Source organism: Chryseobacterium sp. WG23, from assembly GCF_024586575.1.
Taxonomy (GTDB): domain Bacteria; phylum Bacteroidota; class Bacteroidia; order Flavobacteriales; family Weeksellaceae; genus Chryseobacterium.
Map to the genome: position 1 here is coordinate 283513 of NZ_JALCZE010000006.1, position 22324 is coordinate 305836.

The 22324-nt window shown below is 35.9% G+C and carries 15 protein-coding genes; 10 read left to right on the plus strand and 5 right to left on the minus strand.

Going from position 1 to position 22324, the window contains the following annotated elements; genetic code table 11:
- The first annotated feature begins 2 nt into the window (after positions 1–2).
- Together MP477_RS11520 and MP477_RS11525 are read left to right on the plus strand one after the other, a co-directional pair.
- A complete protein-coding gene (locus MP477_RS11520) occupies positions 3–422 on the plus strand; it encodes a hypothetical protein (RefSeq protein ID WP_257190540.1) in 420 nt (139 codons plus the stop codon).
- 157 nt (positions 423–579) lie between these two features.
- A complete protein-coding gene (locus MP477_RS11525) occupies positions 580–1461 on the plus strand; it encodes a helix-turn-helix transcriptional regulator (protein ID WP_257190541.1) in 882 nt (293 codons plus the stop codon).
- Positions 1462–1527: 66 nt separating this feature from the next.
- Here the strand turns inward: MP477_RS11525 and ccoG are convergent, their stop codons facing one another.
- Positions 1528–2970 carry a cytochrome c oxidase accessory protein CcoG gene (ccoG, locus tag MP477_RS11530; RefSeq protein ID WP_230034333.1) on the minus strand — a complete coding sequence of 481 codons (1443 nt, stop codon included), beginning with the start codon at positions 2968–2970 and terminating at the stop codon, positions 1528–1530.
- Between the two features lie 255 nt (positions 2971–3225).
- Between ccoG and MP477_RS11535 the strand changes: the two genes are divergently transcribed.
- Positions 3226–4119, plus strand: coding sequence for an SMP-30/gluconolactonase/LRE family protein (locus tag MP477_RS11535; RefSeq protein WP_230034335.1), 894 nt, complete (start codon positions 3226–3228; stop codon positions 4117–4119).
- A gap of 524 nt (positions 4120–4643) precedes the next feature.
- On the opposite strand, the gene MP477_RS11540 is transcribed toward MP477_RS11535, so the two are convergent.
- Both MP477_RS11540 and MP477_RS11545 read right to left on the minus strand, forming a co-directional pair.
- Positions 4644–5951, minus strand: a complete 1308-nt coding sequence (locus MP477_RS11540; protein WP_257190543.1) for a DEAD/DEAH box helicase — start codon at positions 5949–5951, stop codon at positions 4644–4646.
- A 165-nt stretch (positions 5952–6116) separates the two neighbouring features.
- On the minus strand, positions 6117–7382 hold the full coding sequence (locus MP477_RS11545) for a carcinine hydrolase/isopenicillin-N N-acyltransferase family protein (RefSeq protein WP_257190544.1): 1266 nt from the start codon (positions 7380–7382) through the stop codon (positions 6117–6119).
- A gap of 279 nt (positions 7383–7661) precedes the next feature.
- Here MP477_RS11545 and rpsA point away from each other — a divergent pair, with 279 nt between their 5' ends.
- The 5 genes from rpsA (at position 7662) to MP477_RS11570 (ending at position 16155) form a co-directional block, all read left to right on the plus strand.
- Entirely contained in the window at positions 7662–9449 is a 1788-nt protein-coding gene (gene rpsA / locus MP477_RS11550; protein ID WP_230034341.1) for a 30S ribosomal protein S1, read from the plus strand.
- 193 nt (positions 9450–9642) lie between these two features.
- Positions 9643–11061, plus strand: coding sequence for a T9SS type A sorting domain-containing protein (locus tag MP477_RS11555; RefSeq protein WP_257190545.1), 1419 nt, complete (start codon positions 9643–9645; stop codon positions 11059–11061).
- 257 nt (positions 11062–11318) lie between these two features.
- Positions 11319–13958, plus strand: coding sequence for a T9SS-dependent M36 family metallopeptidase (locus tag MP477_RS11560; RefSeq protein ID WP_257190546.1), 2640 nt, complete (start codon positions 11319–11321; stop codon positions 13956–13958).
- 132 nt (positions 13959–14090) lie between these two features.
- The gene (locus MP477_RS11565; RefSeq protein WP_257190547.1) at positions 14091–15077 is read left to right on the plus strand and encodes a DMT family transporter; all 987 of its coding nucleotides are present in this window, start codon (positions 14091–14093) and stop codon (positions 15075–15077) included.
- 82 nt (positions 15078–15159) lie between these two features.
- Entirely contained in the window at positions 15160–16155 is a 996-nt protein-coding gene (locus MP477_RS11570; protein WP_257190548.1) for an alpha/beta fold hydrolase, read from the plus strand.
- 530 nt (positions 16156–16685) lie between these two features.
- Here the strand turns inward: MP477_RS11570 and MP477_RS11575 are convergent.
- A complete protein-coding gene (locus MP477_RS11575) occupies positions 16686–17828 on the minus strand; it encodes a multidrug effflux MFS transporter (protein WP_257190549.1) in 1143 nt (380 codons plus the stop codon).
- Positions 17829–17907: 79 nt separating this feature from the next.
- On the opposite strand from MP477_RS11575, the gene MP477_RS11580 reads away from it, so the two are divergent.
- Entirely contained in the window at positions 17908–18690 is a 783-nt protein-coding gene (locus MP477_RS11580) for a helix-turn-helix domain-containing protein (RefSeq protein ID WP_257190550.1), read from the plus strand.
- Between the two features lie 131 nt (positions 18691–18821).
- On the opposite strand, the gene rplS is transcribed toward MP477_RS11580, so the two are convergent.
- Positions 18822–19178, minus strand: a complete 357-nt coding sequence (rplS, locus tag MP477_RS11585; RefSeq protein ID WP_047485623.1) for a 50S ribosomal protein L19 — start codon at positions 19176–19178, stop codon at positions 18822–18824.
- Between the two features lie 289 nt (positions 19179–19467).
- On the opposite strand from rplS, the gene MP477_RS11590 reads away from it, so the two are divergent.
- Positions 19468–22206 (plus strand): fibronectin type III domain-containing protein, encoded by a 2739-nt coding sequence (locus MP477_RS11590; protein WP_257190551.1) that lies wholly within the window; start codon positions 19468–19470, stop codon positions 22204–22206.
- Positions 22207–22324: the final 118 nt, after the last annotated feature.

A 22324-nucleotide genomic window follows, 5' to 3' on the forward strand; every position in this document is an offset into this window, starting at 1 on the left:
TTATGGTAAAAAAAACAATATTAGAATCTCTCTTCAATAGAAAGGGAGGAGAAGGAATTAAGACAAGACTAATTAAAAATAATACTAGCTTATTAACTAATATTAATTATAAAATAAAAGAAAATGAAACTCCAATTTTAATATATTTTATAGATGATGAATCTTGGATGCTGTTTACAGATGTTAAAATTGCTTTCAATAAAAAAAACCAACTATTAGAGCTAGAGTATAATAATCTTACACATGTTAAACCTGCTTTATCTGAGGAAATTAAAAATGGAGTTACTAAAGCAGATAATTTTACAAGACTTTTATTGACTTTTAATAATAAATCATCCTTAATTATTGACGTAGAGAAAGGACCACCTTACAAAGGTATTTATCAAATGTTACACTATATAACAACAATGAATAATGATTAAATCATAATTTAACAATATTCCTTAGTTAGAGCATTTACTTTAATGCTCTAACTTTTTTTGAAGTGAAATGTCCTTTTTTATTTGAAATTTGCAACTTCCCTTTATTTGTACTACTTTTATCAATATTCAATCCGTTTTCTTTTATAAATAGCAGGTGATGAATTCGATTTCAGTTCTTCATATTGATCTTTTTCAGGCTGGCAGAAATACGTCAGACTTTTATTTTAATACTATGAAAAATCATCTGGTTGTAGGGCACCGTCATATCGAAAAACCTCACAGGCATGATTTTTATGCTGCTGTTCTTTTTACAGGTGGAACAGGATTTCATGAAATCGATTTTCAAAAATATGAAGTTTCAGAGGGCAGTCTCTTCTTTCTGTCTCCCGGTCAGATTCATAGCTGGGAGCTTTCTGCAGATATTGAAGGATATATTTTCTTTTGTTCCCAGGAGTTTTATGAAATGCACTATGTAAATCAGAAGCTGAGAAATTTTCCATTTTTCGGATCTGTATCTTTTCCAAGAAAACTTCAGCTGGATACCCTGGAACTCAAACAAAATATACACTTATTCCAGGAGTTGGAAAAAGAATATCAGGGGAAAAATATTATGAAAGAAGGGTTGATGCTTTCATTGATGTCTCAGATCTTTATCAATGCTACAAGGTTGTTTTCAAAAGATTTTAGCAGGTTGGATTCCTCCGCCGGACTTTCTTATTTTAAACATTATCAGGATTTCGAAAATTTAATTGAAGAGCACTTTCCTGATGAAAAATCGATTGCTTATTACGCCTCTTTATTAAACATTTCACCCAAGCACCTCAATAGAATAGCTCAAACTGTTGTTCAGAAAACAGCTACAGATGTCATCACAGAAAGAGTAGTGCTGGAAGCTAAAAGAATGCTGATGTACCTTGATGAAAGCCTTGTTGAAGTCGCTTTCAGATTGGGATATGAAGAATATTCCTACTTTGTAAGAGTCTTCCGGAAAAATTCCGGAATGACCCCTACTCAGTTTATCAAGGAATACAAGGTGTAATTTTATAATATAAAGTAGCCGGTGACTCTCAACTTCCTGATTCAGCCATCATCAGCCACCAGCCACCTATAACACAAGCTTAAATGGTCCTTCAAACGTAGTTTCAAATGAATCTACCATTTTTCCTTTTTCATCAAAAACTCCAATGACCATATTCTGTTTTGAAAACTTAATATCTTCCTCAGGAAAGGTGATATTGATGTTTCCTTTAAGAATTTGATCTCCTTTCAAAATGATTTTTTCAGATCCAAAATAAGTGATCTCTGCATGGGCAGGCATTATGACTTTAATCGTCAGTACCTTTTTATCGTTAGACTTATTCAGAAGGGTATAAATGAAAGTATTGGTAATTTTACCGTTTTTAATAAAGAATGTAGATCCTGCCGGTTTGATGAACTTGGCTTCCATAGATCCTCTGTCGTACATTAAAAATCCAAGGAATCCAATGAGTAAAGCCAGAAAAACGGTAGTAGCTTTCATTCTTGAAGTGAAAGTAAATTTTTCCTGATTCTCAATTTCTGCTTCTGTAGCATAACGAACCAGTCCTCTGGGCAGTCCTACTTTGTCCATTACTTCATCACAGGCATCAATACATGCAGTACAGTTGACACATTCAAGCTGCTGGCCATTTCTGATATCAATTCCTGTAGGGCAAACCACTACACATTGGTTACAATCAATACAGTCTCCCTTCCCGGCAGCTTTTCGGTCTTCATTATTTCTCCATTTTGATCGGCCTTCTCCTCTTTTAAAATCATAATATACATTGATCGTCTGCTTATCAATCAGAACGCCCTGAAGTCTTCCGTACGGACAAACCAATGTACAAACCTGCTCACGAAGCCACGCAAAAACAAAATAAAACGTCATGGTGAAAAACAGCATGGCGGTAAACTTGAGTGAGTTTTCGGCCGGGCCTTCACCCATAATACGGAAAACCTCTTCATACCCTACGATATACATGAACATAAAGTGAGAAATAGCAAGGGATATTAAAAGGAATACCGACCATTTTGTGAGCCTTTTTCTTATTTTTTCTGTATCCCATTCTTGTCTGTCGAGTTTCATCTGCTTATTTCGGTCGCCTTCAATCCAGTATTCAATTTTACGGAAAATCATTTCCATAAAAAGAGTCTGGGGGCACAGCCAGCCACAGAATATTCTTCCGAAAACCACCGTGAAGAGCATCACAAAGATAACCGACGTTACGGCACCTAAAGCAAGAATGAAAAAATCCTGAAGATAAAAAGACTGTCCGAAAATAAAGAATCTCCCATCAATAACATTAATAAGAAGAAAAGGGTTGTTATTGATTTTTACAAAAGGCAGTCCGAAGAACAAAGCAAGCAAAACGTAGCTGGTATAATTCCGGTAATTGGTATATTTTCCTTTGGGTTTTCTCGGGAAGATCCACTTTCTTTTCCCCGTTTCATCCATTGTTCCTACTGAATTTCTAAAATCTTCATTTTCGATTTCCAAAGACTTGATGTTGTTGGACTCTGCACTCATTATCGTATGCTATAAAAGTATTATGGTAATATTGTATCGTAAAATCAATTTTGTTTTAGGACTGTTTTTTTTGTGAAAAACTTATTGATTCTACTACTGCAAAGCTCCGGATTATATTTTTCCACTACTAATATGATCTACTTAAAAAATAGGACAATTGGGACATTTTTATTTTAAAGTTATAATAGATCAAAATGATAAAATAACTTTGAATCCTATCTTGCAAGTTGTAAATTGCAGTTTTAAAAATGAAGTATGAAGAATATCTGTAAAATAGGACTGATTGGTTTGGTTTTCGCATTGATAAATTGTCAATCAGTAAATTATAGTAAAATGTTTTATGAAGGAGTAAAGCCTGAAAAGGTTTCAGACAAGTTTAGTTTTACGGAAGGACCGTCAGCAGATCATGAAGGAAATGTTTATTTTACGGATCAACCTAATGATAAAATCTACTATTGGGACTGGAAAAGCAATCAGGTCATAGAATTTCTGGATAAGACAGGAAGGGCAAACGGAACTCATTTTGATAAGGACGGTTATCTGATTACCTGCTCTGATGATCAGGGAGAGATCTGGAAAATATCAAAAGATAAAAAAGTAGAGGTTATTCTGAAAGGATTTGAAGGAAAAAGACTGAACGGACCCAATGATGTATGGAATGATGCTTTAGGGGGAATGTATTTTACAGATCCTTTGTATGAAAGAGATTACTGGACTGATTTTAAACAGGAATTAGAGCATAAAAGTCTCTACTACAGAAATAAAGAAGGTAAAACTGTCAAGCTGGAAACCTTTACACAGCCCAATGGAATTATAGGAAGCGAGAAATTGAAAAAGTTGTACCTCTCAGATATTGATGCTGGAAAAACCTATGTTTATGATATTCTTGGAGAAGGAAAGCTGTCAGAAAAAAAACTCTTCTGCGAAATGGGATCAGATGGAATGACTTTGGACAAACACGGAAATCTTTACTTAACAGGAGATGGCGTACATATCTTTAACCGGGACGGTAAGAAAATCTATCATATTTCCATTCCTGAAAAATGGACCTCCAATGTAACGTTTGGCGGAGAAAATAATGATATTTTATTTATTACAGCTTCAAAATCTGTGTATATTTTTCCAACAAGAGTGAGAGGAATTAAGTAGTCTTACCTATCATATTTTACCACAAAAGTCACAAAAGTTTTATCTCTAAATACTTTAAAAGCTTACTGTATGTAAAAGTTCATATAATAAGAAAATCAAATATTTTCAAGAAACTTAAGTGTACTTTTACCCACAAAGCCAGTCTCTTAAAATAACTAAAGTGTTAAAAGCTTTTGTGACTTTTGTGGTTTGTAAAATTAATCGCTAACAAGATATAGTTCGTACCAGGATTTATTTGGTAGAGAAAATAATAATATCTTATTACTGCTCAACATCTGTGTATATTTTTACCACAAAAGTCACAAAAATTTTATTTCTAAAAACTTTAGTACACTTAAGCGAGTGTAAAAGGCTACGGATAAAATAACGTTCACAAAGAGAAAAATCAAAGATTTTCAGGAACTTAAGTGTACTTTTACCCGCAAAGCCAGCCTTTAAAATAACTAAAGTGTTAAAAGCTTTTGTGACTTTTGTGGTTTAAAATATTAATAAGATATAGTTCGTAATAACATGTATACCTGATCTTAATAAGCAACCTCCATTTTTACCTTTTTCCCTTTCAGCTTTTCATTCTGAAGCTTTCTCAAAACAGCATTCACTTTATTTCTGGAAACAGCAACATAGGATGTAGTATCTTTTACTTCAATTAAGCCTATATCTTCTTTTTGGAGTTCCCCCTTTTTAATGAGATAACCAACTACATCTACTTTATTTACTTTGTCTTTCTTTCCGGCACTGATATAAATGGTTTGAAATGGTGTTTTTTCCGGAACTTTAGTAAAGCCGGCTACACTTTCTTCAGGTGTGTTATTTTTGATGAATGGGAAATTCTCATCTTCAGTCATGATAAGATAAGCAAAACCTTTGGCGTTCATTCTGGCGGTACGTCCGTTTCTGTGAATAAAGGCATCCTCTTTTGGAGGCAGCTGGTAATGAACAATAGATTCCACTTCAGGAATATCAAGTCCACGGGAAGCCAGATCAGTCGTAATAAGAATTCTTGCAGAATCATTTCTGAATTTCAGTAAAGCACGCTCTCTCTCATCCTGTTCCATTCCGCCATGGAAAGTTTCCCTGTCGATACCTTTTTCTCTTAAAAGCTCAGAAATCCTGTCAACAGCTTCACGGTGATTGCAGAAGATCAAGGTTCTTTTATTTCCGATCTTGCAGATTAAATTGAATAAAGTATCTAGCTTTTCCTCAGAAATAGTCATCACTTTCCGTAATTGGATATCCGGCTTTACTTCATTTAATTTTAAAAAGTCAATGGTCTTTTCATTCTTTAAGCCTGTAAACTTTGGAATTTCATCCATTGCTGTAGCTGAGGTCAGAATTCTTTGTGAAAGACCTTTCAGTGAGCCGGAAATAAACTCCATATCCTCGTGAAATCCTAATTCCAATGCTTTATCAAATTCATCCAGTACTAAAGTCTGAATGGGTTTCGGATCAAAATTATTATTTCTTATATGGTAGGCAACCCTTCCCGGAGTTCCGATTAAAACAGCGGGAGCCTCAATTAAATTATTGACCTCAATTTTTTTATCATGACCTCCATAGCACACAGAAACTTTGAAATCTGTTCCCATTGCTTTGAAAACCTGTTCAATCTGTAATGCCAATTCTCTGGCAGGAACTAATAGTAAAGCCTGCACACCCTGCACATCTTTTTTCAGATTTCTGAGAACCGGAAATAAAAAAGCAAGAGTCTTTCCTGAACCGGTAGGAGAAAGCAGGACGATATCGGTATTGTTTTCAGAGGCAGTGTATGTAGATTTCTGCATTTGATTCATTTCCTGAATCTGCAGTTTTTGATAAATTGATTCTAATTCCATGGTGCAAAGGTAAGAAATTAGGCGGTAGGTTGTAGTGGTGGGAGAGGTGATGGTTGATAGTTAATAGTGGATAGTTGATAGTTGATAGTTGATAGTTGATAGTTGCGCGGCTCCTGTCACTAATCTCCAATCTCAAAGTCTCTTGTCTTTATTCTTTGCTCCCTTTTATCTAATCCGGCTGAGTATTTCTTTTCCCCGTATTAAAGTTACCTTGTAGGAATCTTCCGGGTTGGAAACAGATTTATTATAGTATTCTTTTGCCGTTGTATGATCTCCTTGTATGAGATTGACATATCCATACATTTCGTAAATGAAATTTTTAAGTTTGAGATCCGGATTTTCTTTTTCGGATAAATAATTAAAAATTTTTTCTGCGGATGTAAGCCTGGCATCCTGATATTGCTGTATTTCATATCCTTTTGGAAAACTGAACCAATAATCCCACATTCCGCCATGAGTATGCTCATTCCATGAATATTTTACAAGCTGTAAGGCGACCTCTAATAAAGCTGAGTCTAAGTTTTTGTTCTGAGGAAGCTGTTTGCTGCTTTCTGCAAGATAATAATCAATGGTTGAATCTGTGCCTTTGATTTTCATCTCCTGAAGTATAGATTCCTTTGCATATAATGAGTGATTTTTTGAAAAACTTTCGTAAGCAAAAGAAACAGGAAAATGGTCGGCCAGATTTTCAATACGATATCCTTTTTTCAGTTCAGCTTTTAGATCAATTGTATATACATTATTATAATCATGGAAAAGATAAACATAGATAATTCCTCTTTTTAGATCGCAGATCGTAGAGTATAGGGTTGGAAGGTCTCCTTCCTGGTGGGTTTTGTTTAAAATATTCTTAAAAAAATCCAGACTGATATTCTTTGAGGCAGAAAGTTCTTCGTTTACAATTTCCGGTCTTCTGCATGATAATTTTCCATTAATGCTATTGCAGTTGGCATTAACCTGAAACTCACCTTTTTTTTCAATAATGCCTTTAGGATTGATCAAAATGGAATTGCCTTCTTTGTCCGCTAACAAGACCTGGGAAGGAGAATTGTAATCATACTTTTTGATGATCGCTATTGCTTCTTTTACATTTTTACATTTTCCCAAAACTTCCCACATCAGAAATCCTTTGTAAATGTTGAGCTGTTTCAGTTTGCTGATGTCATAATTGGCTGCAGCAAAATCAAAAAACAATCCATATTCATTCATTGCAGAAGCTACCTGCATATCAGGACCTCCAAAACATACGGATCCATATCTGTCTCTTGTGGTTGGGTTATACCATATCCTTGTAAATGGAGTAGTGTCGTCTTCATTAGCGGCAGCAAATACTTCCCCTCCTCTGGAGCATGAAAAAATAGTACAGGCCTTTATCATGTTGATACTATAAAATAGTATACCGATTAAAACAAGAAGAATTTTTTTTTGCATGGTATATTTTTTAGTAATGAGCTTTCTTAACATGATGTTCTTAATAGTAAACAATTCTGATGGCAAATGTATTACACTACAACTTCAAATCTATTGATATGTAATGAAAAACAGTCTGGGAATACATTGTTCATATTAAATAAATTCCTTATCTTTGCATCCACTTTTTGTGGGAGAGGTTTGATAAGGTAAAATATTAAAAATTAATTACTTCCGTATTTTTTAAATCCACATTTATTCAAATCATTAAAAAAGAAGGAATACAAATTTTATTAGAAAATGTCAAAAGAGACAAATTCAGCAGAGGTTATTTTAAACCAAAACGTAGCACCAGAACAATTTGATTGGGATTCTTTCGAATCAGGTCTTGATGCAGATGCGAGAAAAGAAAAAAGCGACTTAGAAGAAATCTACAACGGATCTCTAAACAGCCTAAACGACAATGACGTTTTAGTAGGTAGAGTAGTAAGATTAACTGATAAGGAAGCTATCGTAGACATCAACTTCAAATCAGAAGGTGTTATTTCTCTTAACGAATTCCGTTACAACCAAGGCCTAAGTGTAGGTGATGAGGTAGAAGTAATGGTTGACAAAAGAGAAGACAAAACTGGTCAGTTACAGTTATCTCACAGAAAAGCCAGAACGCTTAAAGCTTGGGATAAAGTAAACGAACTTCACGAAACTGGAGAAATCGTTAACGGTTTTGTTAAGTCTAGAACTAAAGGAGGTATGATCGTTGACGTTCACGGAATCGAAGCATTCTTACCAGGTTCTCAAATTGACGTTAAGCCAATTAAAGATTACGATCAGTTCGTAGGTAAAACTATGGAGTTCAAAGTTGTGAAAATCAACCCTGAGTTCAAAAACGTAGTTGTATCTCACAAAGCATTGATCGAAGCAGATATCGAAGGTCAGAAAAAAGAAATCATCGCTCAGCTTGAAAAAGGACAAGTTCTTGAAGGTACTGTTAAGAACATTACTTCTTACGGTGTGTTTATCGACTTAGGAGGTGTAGACGGATTAATTCACATTACAGATCTTTCTTGGTCTAGAGTGAACCACCCATCTGAAATCCTTGAAGACGGACAAACTGTAAAAGTGGTAATCCTTGATTTCGATGACGAGAAAACAAGAATCCAATTAGGTATGAAGCAATTAGAAGCTCATCCTTGGGATGCTCTTTCTGCTGACATGAAAGTAGGAGACAAAGTAAAAGGAAAAGTAGTAGTTCTTGCTGACTATGGTGCATTCGTAGAGATCGCTCCAGGGGTAGAAGGATTAATCCACGTTTCTGAAATGTCTTGGTCTACTCACTTAAGATCTGCTGGTGACTTTGTGAAAGTAGGTGATGAAGTAGAAGCTGAAGTATTAACTTTAGATAGAGAAGAAAGAAAAATTTCTCTTGGTATCAAGCAATTATCTAAAGATCCATGGGAGAATATCGAGGTTAAGTACCCGGTAGGATCTCAGCATGTAGGAACTGTAAGAAACTTCACTAACTTTGGTGTATTCGTAGAGTTAGAAGAAGGTATCGACGGATTAATCTACATTTCTGATCTTTCTTGGACTAAGAAAATCAAGCACCCATCTGAGTTCTGTGCAGTAGGTGATAAATTAGACGTTGTAGTTCTTGAATTAGACATCCAGGCTAGAAGATTATCTCTAGGTCACAAGCAATTGACTGAAAACCCATGGGATAAATTCGAAACTAAGTATGCTGAAGGAACTATCCACGCTGGTAAAGCTGTAGAAGTTCATGATAAAGGAGCTTCTGTACAATTCGAAGATGCTGAAGTAGAAGCATTCTGCCCTTCAAGATTATTAGAGAAAGAAGATGGATCTAAAATCAAAAAAGGTGAAGATGCTCAATTCAAAGTAATCGAATTCAACAAAGAATTCAAGAGAGTAGTAGTTTCTCACACAGGAATCTTCAGAGATGAGGAAAAGAAAAATGTGAAAGACTCTTCTTCTAGAAATGTTTCTTCTTCAAACAATGAAGAAAGATCAACTCTTGGAGATATCGATGCATTAGCAGAATTGAAAAGAAAAATGGAAGAAGGTAAATAATCTTTGAAACCATTGATAATATGAAGCCGCTCATTTGAGCGGCTTTTTTTGTTTTATTATGGAGGCCTTAAAAAAATCCTTTGAAATTTTAAAATTATTTTAACGTTAATGATTGGTTAACGTTAAAACATTTCATATAATACAATTTATTAATGTTTATTTTTAATTAATCCTAATTTAAAAGTATTGATTTATGAAAAAAACATTTTTATTTTTCCTTTTTGCATGGCTAATGCTTGGGAATTCTTTACAGGCACAGACAGACTATATTATTTGCCTGGACAATGGTTCCTCAGTTACTAATGCACGCTTCAAAGAGATGCGGCTTACTGCTGCCAAATTGATTGAGCGTCTTATGGCTTGCCATTCAAAAAACAGATATGCCGTAGTTCATTATGGAGCAGGTTTAAATAGTGGCCCCAGCTTAGGCCTTACTCCCAGAATATATATTGAGAGTGATTTTGTAACTTCTATATTTCCGGAACCCTATCTCGTAAGAAGACTTAATTATGGGCAGCATTTTCATGAAGCGCTAGGATTGATGGGAAAAGCACTGGATGGAGTCTATAGCCCGGAAATTGTAAGTCCTCAGACTTCTTTGCATAAAAATGGAAGTTCCAAGCTTGTAGTTATAGTACTTACCGATGGTTCCCGAAATAGCGGTGATTTATCCACAGGTTCATATTTAGCAAATTATTATGATACAGCACTTAATACACCGGGAGCTTTTAAAAATGTAACCAATTTTAAAGCAGTTAGAGGCGCTAAATTCGTAATAATACATATGAGTCCGAACAGCCAGTCTTCTGCAACAGGAGCTTCTATTGCGAGTGCCGGAGGATCTTATACAGGTAGCATTGAAAGTAATGTAGATGATCCTGATTACGGAATACTGCCACGGCTTTATTATCCTAGAAATCAGTCTTTTGTTTTTAGCTCTGTTACCGAGATGCCCAAATTTGATGAAATAGTTAATGCTATTTGTATCCCTCCGTCATGGGGAGGAACTTTAAAATTTTTCTATGAATTTAATAGCTGTGGTATGCCGGGAGATTTTAATATTACCGGTGAATACACTTTACCTGCAGGAGGTGTTCTGTTGAATAGTAAGCTGGTTCTCCGGGATATTAGTACCGGTCTGGATTATGGGATCTCTACAACCCCAACTTATAATGGAGGTAATTATGTTAATTTTCATTTTTATCCTTCAGATATTAATATTCCTCAGGGATCAATGGCCAAATATAAATTTGTGATGACAGTACAGTCTAGTACTCCTACAGGGACTGTTGAAACGATGAGCTGGAATCATTATCCATTCTATCCTTACGATTTGGATGCTGTATGTTCGAGAAATGCTTCTGAAACAGCGATGGGTACTCTTACTATTACACCTAATCCTACTGATGGCAGATTTAAAGGAGCTTTGGATAGAGAAATGGGATCAGGAAAGCTTGAAATATTGGATTTGAATGGTAATGTAGTGCTTACAAAAACGATAGAAGGAAAAACATTTGATGCAGATTTGAAAAACAGGCAGCAGGGTGTTTATGTTGTAAAAGTTACGTCAGATAAAGGTGAAACAAACGTAGGTAGAATTATAAAAAAATAAATAACGATAACGAAACTGTCTGTGAGGGCAGTTTTTTTGTTAGAGTTCAGGATAAATATGGAAGCAAAAATAATGAATATGATAACTGTATGCCGTTTCATACTCTTGTAAAAGACTATAGATTCTCTTTATTGAGAATTATCTAATTGCTGTTTTTAACAAAAAAAATATCTGTATCAATTTATTTTAATTGAAAAAATAATAAATAAGCTTTTGTTTTGTGAATTATTTGTAGATTAGCGGCTTTAATAATTGACATGAAAAATAAAACTTTACCTCTTTTGTTTGCTGTGTTTTCAGCATTTCCGGCTTTTATGTTTGGACAAGATAATGAAAGGTTGATTAAGGATTATATTTCTCAAAACAAAATAAGAGAATATAAGAAATCTGACCTTACGAATTTTATTGTAGATAATGTAGATGACTCAAAGTCACTGAATGGAAATGTTGTAAAATTTGTACAAACCTACAATGGCTTACCAGTGCACAGTTCGGTAGGAACGGCACTTATTAAGGACCATAAAGTGGTGTACTTTACAGACAACTTTATTAAGGATTATACTTCAGCAACATCAAGTGTTGCCGTTATTAATAAAAGTACTGCCCTTCAAAAGATTGCAGAGGAGCTAAATAATGCTGATATTGCCCATTTTACTATCCTGGAATATCTTGAGAAAAATAATAAGAAAGGAACCGGATCAGCCAATCAGAGGCTGGCATATGCTAATGATGGAAACGGAAATTTACGTCTTGTATACGAATACAGCCTGATGGAACCTAAATCTCCAAATTACTGGAATATTTTGGTGGATGCTTTTAATGGGAATATTCTGGAGAAAAATAATTTAACATTATCATGTAATTTCCGTCCTGATGCATATGCTTCAGAGGTTGGACATGATCATAGTGAGCATCTTGGAAATTTATTGATAGGTCCTGAGAATAAAACAGCTCAAAACAGCTCTTTCTTATTACTTCCGGACAATGCTTCCTATAATGTTTTCCCTTTGCCTATTGAGGCACCTACTTTTGGTTCGAGATCAGTTATTTCCAATCCTTGGATTTCCGTTGCTTCTCCGGAAGGATGGCATTCTGATGGTGTTAATCACTATACAGTAACGAGAGGAAATAACGTTTTTGCTTATGAAGATGTTGCAGGAACAGCGTTAACAGCTCCTGATTATTTACCCGGAACACCGGTAGATGGCGGTGCAGCAAGAAGCTTTGATTTCCCTTTTAGCATCAATGGAACCCCTGTTGCTAACAGAAATGCGGCGATCACTAATTTATTTTATCTTAATAATAGAATTCATGATGTTTTCTATCAGTTTGGATTCACAGAATCTGCTAAAAACTTTCAGCAGAACAACTTTGGAAAAGGAGGGGTAGATGATGATTATGTATATGCGGAAGCCCAGGATGGCGGCGGTTTAAATAATGCCAATTTTTCTTCTCCGGAAGATGGTTATAATCCTAGAATGCAGATGTATTTATGGAGTAAAGTAAATCAGCTGTTCTACTACAATACTCCTGCCGGTGCTGTTATACGTAAACCTTTAGCTGGTGTATCAGAATTTGGGAATCCATTGGATGCTACCGGAGTTACAGGAAATGTACAGCTATCTTCGGTTCCGGAAGGATGTACTGCCTTACCTGCAGGATCACTTACAGGAAAAATAGGATTGGTAGAAAGAGGGACGTGTTCTTTCGTTATCAAAACAAAAAACCTTCAGGATGCCGGAGCTACAGCCGTTATTATTTATAACAATGCTGTAAATGGCGAATCAATAGGTAATATGTCGGGAACAGATCCTACGGTAACAATTCCTACGGTTCTTGTTGCTAAATCTGAAGGAGATTATATCAAAGGTCAGCTTGCTGCTAACGTAACGGTAAATGTTACCCTTAAGAATGATCCGGCTACGAGCGTAACACCGGATGGAAGCTTTGATAACGGTATCGTAACTCATGAATATGGACACGGTATATCTAATAGATTAACAGGAGCAGGATCTAATTGTTTAAATGCAAACGTTAGTAAGGAGCAGATGGGTGAAGGGTGGTCAGATTTCTTTGCTTTAATGCTTACCAATAAAGCGGGCGATAATGCATCGGTGCCAAGAGGAATGGGAACCTATGTAGGAGGTCAGCCAATAAGCGGTGGAGGTATCAGGCCTGCCAAGTATTCTCCGGATCTTACCATCAATAATTATACGTACGGAAGCACTAATGGTATGGTGTACAATAACTCAAGTGGAGGAGTTTCACTTGATGTCCATTCTATTGGATTTGTTTGGGCAACCATGCTGTGGGATCTTCACTGGAAATATGTTGAAAAATATGGCTATTCATCTGATGTATTGGCAAACAGTACTAACGGAAGCAGCAGAGTATTACAGTTAGTTACCGATGCATTGAAGCTTCAGGGCTGTAACCCTTCATTTATAGATGGAAGAAATGCTATATTAGCTGCAGAGACAGCAACAACCCAAGGTCAGGATAAATGTATGATCTGGAATGTTTTTGCAAGAAGAGGACTGGGAGTGAATGCTTCAGCAGGACTTAAAAATAATATCAATGACCAGTTGGAAGATTTCTCAGTACCTGCAGAATGTACGCTGGCTACAAATGAAGTGAAATCTGTGAAAGACAGTAAGATTTCTATTTATCCGAACCCTGCCAAAGATGAGTTTTATATTAACTTCCCAAGCAACGCTCTTGGAAAAGTAAGTGTAGAATTGTATGATACAAGTGGTAAACTGGTTTCTTCTGAAGATAAAATTTCACCGGATGCTAAAAAGGCTATTTCTACCACTCGTTTAGTAAATGGAGTATATTTGATAAAAGTGAAAGGACTTGGTTTTGAAGCTACTTCTAAAGTAATCGTAAAAAAATAATTAATTTTTATCATCAATAATTTCAGAGATCCTCACAAGCTTGCTTGTGGGGATCTTATTTTATCTGTTATGACTAAGCTTCAGGGATAGTTTAATTTATATGTCGTAACTTTGCAGGCTGTAAAAAAAATTATGAAGAAGAAAAATATACTAAAAGGTGTTTTATTTGTAGGAATTGGAGCTAGTATATATGGTATGTTAGCCACTTTTGTGAAAATGGCGTATCATGACGGTTTTACAACCTCAGAAGTTACTACTTCTCAGTTTGTATTGGGACTGCTTGGTTTGCTGATCCTGAATTTTATTCAGACGATTACCTCCAGACAAAAATTATCATTACCGAATTCTAAGGAAGTAAGAATGTTAATACTTGCAGGAACTTCCCTGGGAGGAACCAGTTTGTTTTACTATATCGCTGTACAGTATATCAATGTTTCCATTGCTATTGTGCTGCTGATGCAGTCGGTTTGGTTCAGTGTGGTAGTAGAGAGTATTCTGGCAAAAAAACTGCCTAATGCAAGAAAAGTAGTTTCCGTAGTGATTGTATTGTTGGGAACAGTACTGGCTACCAATCTTATCAATATGGAAATAGAACTGGACTGGCATGGAGTATTCTGGGGATTGATGGCAGCTGCTTCATACACGCTGACGATGTTTACGTCCAATACACTGGCTACCCATCTTCCGGTATTCAGAAAGAGTATTATTATGCTGGCGGGAGGTTCTGTTGTGGTTTTCACATTTTTATTCTTTGCGCAGATAGGTCCCATGTATTTTGATAGCTTACAATCACTGTATTTAAACTTTACAGAAAATACGGAACATATTCACTCCTTTAATTATTCAATATTCTGGACATATGGATTTGTTTTAGCGCTGTTTGGTACCATTATTCCACCAGTCTTATTCAATATTGGTTTCCCGAATGCAGGGTTAGGACTGGGAAGTATTGTTTCGTCTCTGGAACTTCCGGTTTCAGTAACGATGGCTTTTGTTTTATTAGGTGAAAAGGTGTTTTTAATACAATGGGTAGGTATCGTTTTGATTCTTTTTGCCATTGTTTTAATGAACCTGCCTTCCAAAAAAGAAAAGGAAATTTCCGTTGCCGAATTATCTTAAAATCATATTTAAATAAAAATAACAGTTGAAAACCGCTTCTTTTGAAGCGGTTTTTTTAATTTTAATAGCTAAAATAAACTTCATGAAATATTTCAGAAATATAATTACGATGTTGGTATTAACCGTTAGCCCGGGAGTAGTATTTTCCCAGGTAAAACCTTTGGATGCTGTACTTTCAGAATATAAATACCCCTACGATGTTCATTTTTTGAATTTAAAATCTCAGCATAATGATCTAAAGATGGCTTATATGGATGTAAAATCCCAAAATTCCAACGGAAAAGCAATTATGCTTCTTCATGGTAAAAATTTTAATGGGGCCTATTGGGAGCAGACCGCTAAAGATTTGTCTGCTAAAGGTTTCAGGGTAATTATTCCCGATCAGATAGGATTTGGTAAATCGTCTAAACCTCAAAGTTACCAGTTCTCTTTTTCACAGCTGGCAGAAAATACCAAGGCCATTCTGGATGAATTAAAGCTTGATAAAGTTATTGTTTTGGGGCATTCAATGGGGGGAATGGTGGCTACAAGGTTTACCCTTCTTTATCCTGAGAAGGTTCAGAAACTGATCCTTGAAAATCCCATAGGTCTTGAAGATTATAAAACATTTACAGGATATCAGACTATAGATCAGGCATACCAGGCAGAACTTAAAAATACAGCCGAAACCTATAAAAATTATCAGCTGAAGTTTTATTATGACAATAAATGGAAAGACGAATATCAGCCCTGGCTGGATCTGATTGCCGGATGGACGCTTCATAAGGACTATCCACAGGTAGCCTGGGATGCTGCCTTGACTACCGATATGATTTATAACCAGCCGGTTTGCTATGAATTTAAAAATATAAAAACCCCAACCTTACTGATCATAGGGACGAGGGATAGAACAGCAATAGGAAAAGATAGAGCACCTAAAGAGCTTCAGCCTAAAATGGGGCAATATCAGGAATTGGGAAAGAAAACCCAGCAGGAGATCTCAGGCTCAAAACTCGTGGAACTCGACAATGTAGGTCACTTACCACATATTGAGGTCTATCCTAAATTTTTTGAAGCTTTATATGACTTTATACAATAGGATAGAAATGAAAAGGCTTAGTATTTCAAATATTTTACTGTTTGAAATACTAAGAGCCTGTTTAAATTTCTAAATTTGATTTTTTGTATAACATTCAAATCTTTATCCAAATCACATTCTTTAAGGATTTTTTTGATTAAAAAGATAATGTACTGATGATGTGTTTTCCTAAGACAAAGCTTTATCTTCATTATCCGTATTTTCAGGGAGCAAAGGATAGAATCAACGAAGTTGATTCGTCGAAGCGTATGCATACATCTTCATCAGCGACGAAGCCGCATCACTTTGCCCACTTAAAATAAAGCGGAATTATTCATAAGCTTTGCGTTCATCTTTTTAATCAAAAAATAATTTCAAACTGACCTATTGAGTCTTGTCAACAAAATACATCTGATAACAAAATATATAAGAATTCCTGAATAAAATTTAAACAGGCTCTAAGCTTTTAAGCTGTAAAAAGGTTAATAACCGGTATTTGTTATTTGTATATATTGTTAGTAATCATATTTTATATGATGCTCCACATTAAATTAATTCTTTTTCTCACTAAATATAAATAGGGCAATGACTCCGATTCCTGAAAAAATGAGGGAAGAAAGTCCTAAGTTCTGAATATATCCAACGCTTATCAGTCCTGCTCCTATCATACTATAGTAGATAAGGCCCAGCAGGGCTCCGGCACTTCCTGTTTCATTTTTGTACTGTACCAATGCAGTACTCAGGATATTGGGAATGGCAATGCTGAATGTCATGACAATAAAAAAATAAGGGAGTAAAAAGTATATTCCTTTACCTGCCAGCATCCATACAAAAGCTGAAGCAATGCATGATCCGAATGTGCTTATCTTCACTAAAGTTTTGGGTGAGATATTCTTAAATAACAAAAACCTGTTAAACTTTGCCCCTATAAAGGTTCCTGCAGCAAGTATAATACTGCTGTATCCAAAAGCATAGGAAGAATAATGATTTTCTTTAAAAATAAAAGGAGCCAGTGCATAATAGGAGAATAAAAGTACATTAAAACTCATGATTAGTAAACAGCATTGGATAATTTCACGGTCTTGTAACATTCGTTTTAATAGATCTGCCAGGGTTCTCCTGTTTATTTCTTTTCCCGGATGACGGGTCTCAAATACCTTTCTTCTGGAAAGGATATAAAATAAAACAGCCAGCAGGTATAAGGTGATGAAAATGCCCTGATGTCCTGTAGTAGAAGCCAATACAGAGCCTGTAATCATACCGATAACCGGGCTGATGGATAAACCTATTCCAATCCAGGAAAACACTTTACTGATGTTCTCTTTATCATAGCTGTCACGCAGCATAGTTTGGGTAACAATAGACCCTACAGAAATTCCGAACGCTGAAATAATCCTGGCAATAAGCAATACGGTGAAATTGGGGGCGAAGACAGCGGCCAGACTTCCTATTCCATAAGTAATAAGCCCATACTCCAATGATTTTTTCCTTCCGATCCTGTCGCACTGAACACCCCAAAATGCCACTCCCAGCGCAAATGCTATGAAATACAGGCTGATAGTGAGTGCTGCCGACCCTTCTTTTACTCCAAAATGTTCCTGTACCAGCGGTAAAGCGGGACTGTATATGGTTTCTGCAAATTGTGGAAGCATTACCAGTAATATCATCAGCCAAAGCGGATTTCTCTTTTTCATTTTTTTTTTTTTGCAAAGTTTTGAAAAATTGAATGTATATTTATAATGATATAAAAACAAAAAATATCGAAAATAGGACATGGCTATACTGAAACAAGATCAGGAATTTGATGCAGATATCATCACCGGAAAAGTAATAGGAATTGCTTCTGATATGGTTTTGCATGATTCCGGGTTTCATTTTCATCAGACTAAAGCCCAGTTGCTGTATGCTCCTTCAGGCTGTATGACGGTTACCACTTCTGACAGACAGTTTGTCCTTCCGCCGTTCAGAATGCTATGGATTCCGGCTCATGAAGTTCACAGGGTGAATTTTCGGAATATGGTAGCGTACAGATCGATCTATTTTGATGAAAGCTATGCTGAAAGTCATATGAGAACTGGCCTTAAAGTTTTACATGTCAATGCTTTATTGAAGGAAATTATTGAAAGGATCTGCTTTTGGGAATGGACTGCTCCTGATCGTAATAAGGAAAATATTCTAAGTGTATTCTGGGATGAAATGATTACTGCTCCTGAAGAAAAACTGGCGCTTATCATGCCTCAGGACAGAAGGTTAAAAAAAATAGTGGAAAACTGGACGTTGCGTCTTTCTATACCACCTATGTTGACCAACCTTGGTAAAGAAATTGGCGCTGTTGAGAAGACAATAAGCCGTATTTTTAAAAAAGAAACCGGGCTGTCTTATCAGGAATGGAGACAGCAATGGCGTCTTCAGAGATCGATTGAACTTTTAGTGGAGGGAAATTCTATAGGAGAGGTAGCTTATGTGTTAGATTTCTCATCAGATAGTGCATTCATAGAGTTTTTCAAAAAACATACAGGATCTACGCCTTTGCAGTATCTGATGAAAAATGAGTGAAACTTACAGCAAGTATTGCTGTTGAATATATGATCGTTTCCTTGTCTAGTAGATTCGACTAGACACATTGATAAAAAAAGAGACTGTCTACATGTGTAAACAGCCTCTTTTTGTATGTATTGTTGTCTGAATTATTTCTTCTTGTAAGCAGCGTCTTTAATTCTTGCTTTTTTACCTCTAAGGTCTCTGAAGTAGTAAATTCTAGCTCTTCTAACTCTACCTCTTCTATCAACTTCAATTTTTTGAAGCGCAGGTAAGTTAATAGGGAATACTCTCTCTACACCTACATCACCACTCATTTTTCTGATAGTAAAAGTTTTTGTAGATCCAGCACCTCTTAATTGGATAACTGTTCCCTTGAAGAACTGAGTTCTTGTCTTTTGTCCTTCTTTAATTTCGTAATACACAGTGATGGTATCACCTGCTTTGAATTCAGGGAATTCTTTTTTTGTAATGTACTTGTCTTGTACGTACTTTAATAAATCCATTATTAATAAATAAAATGTTAAAGCTAAGCAACTTACACGTTTTTCGTCAGAGGTTGAATAACAGGTTGCAAATGTACAAAATAGTTTTTAAATAATCCAAACAAATTATATACTAAAAACTATAATTTTTTCACTGAGTTTTTGTTGAAAAGTTAACATTTTCGTTACGATTCCATCAGCCAGAGTTTATATGGGAAGTCTACTTTTGCCCGAAATAAAAATCTGAATAAATATTTTTAAAATACTGATTTACAATTTAAAACTCTATATGCTATTTAAAATTACCACTATGAAACATTATTTCTTCTTTTTTTGTTTCGCGGTCCAGATGGCATTCGGGCAGGCTTTGTTTCCCTATTTACAAAACCCTACCCCGAATTCTATGATCGTCAATTGGAAGACAGCTTCTAATAACGAAACAACCGTAATTTATGGAAACTCTCCAACAAACCTGAATGTAACCGTAACCGGGACAACCAATATCTTCTCGGATACAGGATATAATAACAATTATTATTATCACACGGCAAAAGTGGCCAACTTACAGCCCAATACAAAATACTATTATAAGATAAAAACGGGAACCAGTGAATCTGCGGTTTATAATTTCAGAACGCTTCCCTTGCCGGGACAGCCTGTAACGGCTGATGGGAAAATCCGTTTTCTGATCATGGGAGATAATCAGATCAAGGCAGAACCAAGATATGATAGTCTTACTTTGAATGCTTTTAAAAAATTAAAGCAAAAGTATGGTGCAATGGCTGATCCTTCGGATAATATTGCCCTTACATTTATGGTGGGAGATCAGGTAGATGTAGGAACATTGGATCATTATGAAAATGTTCATTTTAAAAAGAATATCAAATTATCACCTTACCTGCCTATTCAGACAACCGTAGGAAATCATGAAACCTATGGAACTTTAGGAATGAATTCTTATTATGCTCATTTTTATATTGATGAGATTAAATACAAGAATATCACTTCCGGAAATGAAAATTATTATGCTCAGCAGGCCGGTAATGTATTGTTTGTAAGTTTGAGCTCTGAACATACCGGAGCAGCACAGCAGACCTGGCTGCAACAGATTTTAAATGAAGCCAACAATGATCCTACGGTAGACTGGATCATCTCTTTAAGCCACAGGCCTTATCAGGCAGAGCAATATGTAGGAGATATTTCTACTTGGGTAAGAAATAATGCAGTACCTCTTTTAGTGACTTCCGATAAATACTTAATGCACGTAGGAGCTCACCATCACCTGTACCACAGAGGACAGCTGAAAAATACACCAAACTACCAAATCATTTCCGGAGGAACTGCCTGGGATCAGTATTGGGGAATGTCTAATGAGCAGGATTTTGATGATGTTCAGAAAACGTTAACAGACTGGACATACCAGATCGTAGAAGTAGATGTACAAAGCGGGAAAGTAGATGTAGAATGTTACTCTATCGGAGGAATATACACGAAGAAAAATAATGAACTGGTAGATTCTTTCCACAGGTATAAGAACCAGCCGAAACCAGCGAAACCATCTGTTACCAATACTTTTACCGGCCCAATTACCTTACCTTTAACATTGAATGGAAGTGCATTTTCATCTTCAACCGGGGAACTTTTAAATACTACCCAGTTTCTGATCAGTAAAGCAGCAGATTTTTCTGTTATTGAAAAAGAAGTCTACCGTGATTTTGAAAACTGGTTCGGAAAAGACGGAAACGGAAATCCGGATAAAGCCAAAAACCTTAATGATGGAGTAGATATTACAAAAGTAATGCTGGCGACTAATTCTATCCCGAATGGTACTTATTATGTGAAAACACGTTACAGAGACAGAAACCTTGAATGGAGCGACTGGAGTGATGTAAAACAGTTTGAAATCGTAGGAAGTGTGGTTTCCAATCCTACATTTGCTTTAGATAAAACTGAATATACCCAAAACGAACCGATAGTTGCCACTTTCACAGGAGGCCCTGGAAATCAGCAGGATTGGGTGGGGCTTTATAAAAAAGGACAAACTCCAGCCACTACAACTTCTCAAGGATTTATTTATACCAACGGACAGACTGCAGGAACAGTTACTTTTAATAATGGCTTAGCTGCTAAAGGACAATATTTTGCAGGCTTTTTTGCCAACGGTGGCTATACTGAAATTACGGGAAGAAAAAGCTTCTATGTAGGTCCGAAAGTTCAGCTGCAAACCACAGCTGATGCGTATCCTGTAGGAGGTACAGTAGTTATTAACTTCAGCAACGGACCCAACCTGGTGAAAGACTGGATTGGTATCTACAAAATGGGACAGACTCCGGGAACCACTAATTCTTTAAAATGGAGCTATGTGACAACGGCGTCAGGAACCCTCAACTTTACGGGTCTTCCAAAAGGGTATTATTACGCTCAGTATTTATTGGAAGATGACTATACCGGAATTGGAGAAAAAGTATTCTTTAAAGTAGGAGATATTGTTACTGAATTATGGACCAACAAGCCGGTTTATACCCTTGGAGAAAGCATCACCGCATCATGGACAGATTCTCCGGGGATTATTAAAGACTGGTTAGGAATTTATCCGCAGAATATTCAGACTCCGGATGATAATTTTGTTTCTTATACTTATTTTGATGGGATTACACAGGGAACAAAAACGATTCAGGGAACGGCAGTACCTGCCACACCAGGAAATTATTATATGGTGATGTTTACCAATGATTCTTATACCGAGGTTTCAAACAGGGTACAGTTTCAGGTAACTTCACCCACTTTAGGAACAGAGGAGACAAGAAGTACCGAAAAAAATGTAGTGTTATATCCAAACCCTACTAAACCGGGAGAGCCTACTTTCATTAAAAGTGATTATCCGATTGAGAAAATTGAACTGGTATCTGCATCCGGCGAATTGCTGTATGTATCAAAAAATATCAATAACCAACGTTTCTCTTTAGTGAATGAAAACCTTCCGAAAGGAGTATATTTTGTAAAAGTACATGGTAGAAAATTATTTACTTTAAAACTGATTATTCAGTAAAAAGGAAAATCAACATAAAAGATAAACAGGCTGTCAGAAACGACAGCCTGTTTTTTTAGCATTGAGGAGGAATAAGAGAGTATACATTCACCCTTATATAAAAAAAGCAGCCTCAACA

Coding starts and splice junctions, on each gene's coding strand:
- MP477_RS11520 (WP_257190540.1), top strand. CDS start 3: ATGGTAAAAAAAACAATATTAGAATCTCTCTTCAATAGAAAGGGAGGA.
- MP477_RS11525 (WP_257190541.1), top strand. CDS start 580: ATGAATTCGATTTCAGTTCTTCATATTGATCTTTTTCAGGCTGGCAGA.
- ccoG (WP_230034333.1), bottom strand. CDS start 2,970: ATGAGTGCAGAGTCCAACAACATCAAGTCTTTGGAAATCGAAAATGAA.
- MP477_RS11535 (WP_230034335.1), top strand. CDS start 3,226: ATGAAGAATATCTGTAAAATAGGACTGATTGGTTTGGTTTTCGCATTG.
- MP477_RS11540 (WP_257190543.1), bottom strand. CDS start 5,951: ATGGAATTAGAATCAATTTATCAAAAACTGCAGATTCAGGAAATGAAT.
- MP477_RS11545 (WP_257190544.1), bottom strand. CDS start 7,382: ATGCAAAAAAAAATTCTTCTTGTTTTAATCGGTATACTATTTTATAGT.
- rpsA (WP_230034341.1), top strand. CDS start 7,662: ATGTCAAAAGAGACAAATTCAGCAGAGGTTATTTTAAACCAAAACGTA.
- MP477_RS11555 (WP_257190545.1), top strand. CDS start 9,643: ATGAAAAAAACATTTTTATTTTTCCTTTTTGCATGGCTAATGCTTGGG.
- MP477_RS11560 (WP_257190546.1), top strand. CDS start 11,319: ATGAAAAATAAAACTTTACCTCTTTTGTTTGCTGTGTTTTCAGCATTT.
- MP477_RS11565 (WP_257190547.1), top strand. CDS start 14,091: ATGAAGAAGAAAAATATACTAAAAGGTGTTTTATTTGTAGGAATTGGA.
- MP477_RS11570 (WP_257190548.1), top strand. CDS start 15,160: ATGAAATATTTCAGAAATATAATTACGATGTTGGTATTAACCGTTAGC.
- MP477_RS11575 (WP_257190549.1), bottom strand. CDS start 17,828: ATGAAAAAGAGAAATCCGCTTTGGCTGATGATATTACTGGTAATGCTT.
- MP477_RS11580 (WP_257190550.1), top strand. CDS start 17,908: ATGGCTATACTGAAACAAGATCAGGAATTTGATGCAGATATCATCACC.
- rplS (WP_047485623.1), bottom strand. CDS start 19,178: ATGGATTTATTAAAGTACGTACAAGACAAGTACATTACAAAAAAAGAA.
- MP477_RS11590 (WP_257190551.1), top strand. CDS start 19,468: ATGAAACATTATTTCTTCTTTTTTTGTTTCGCGGTCCAGATGGCATTC.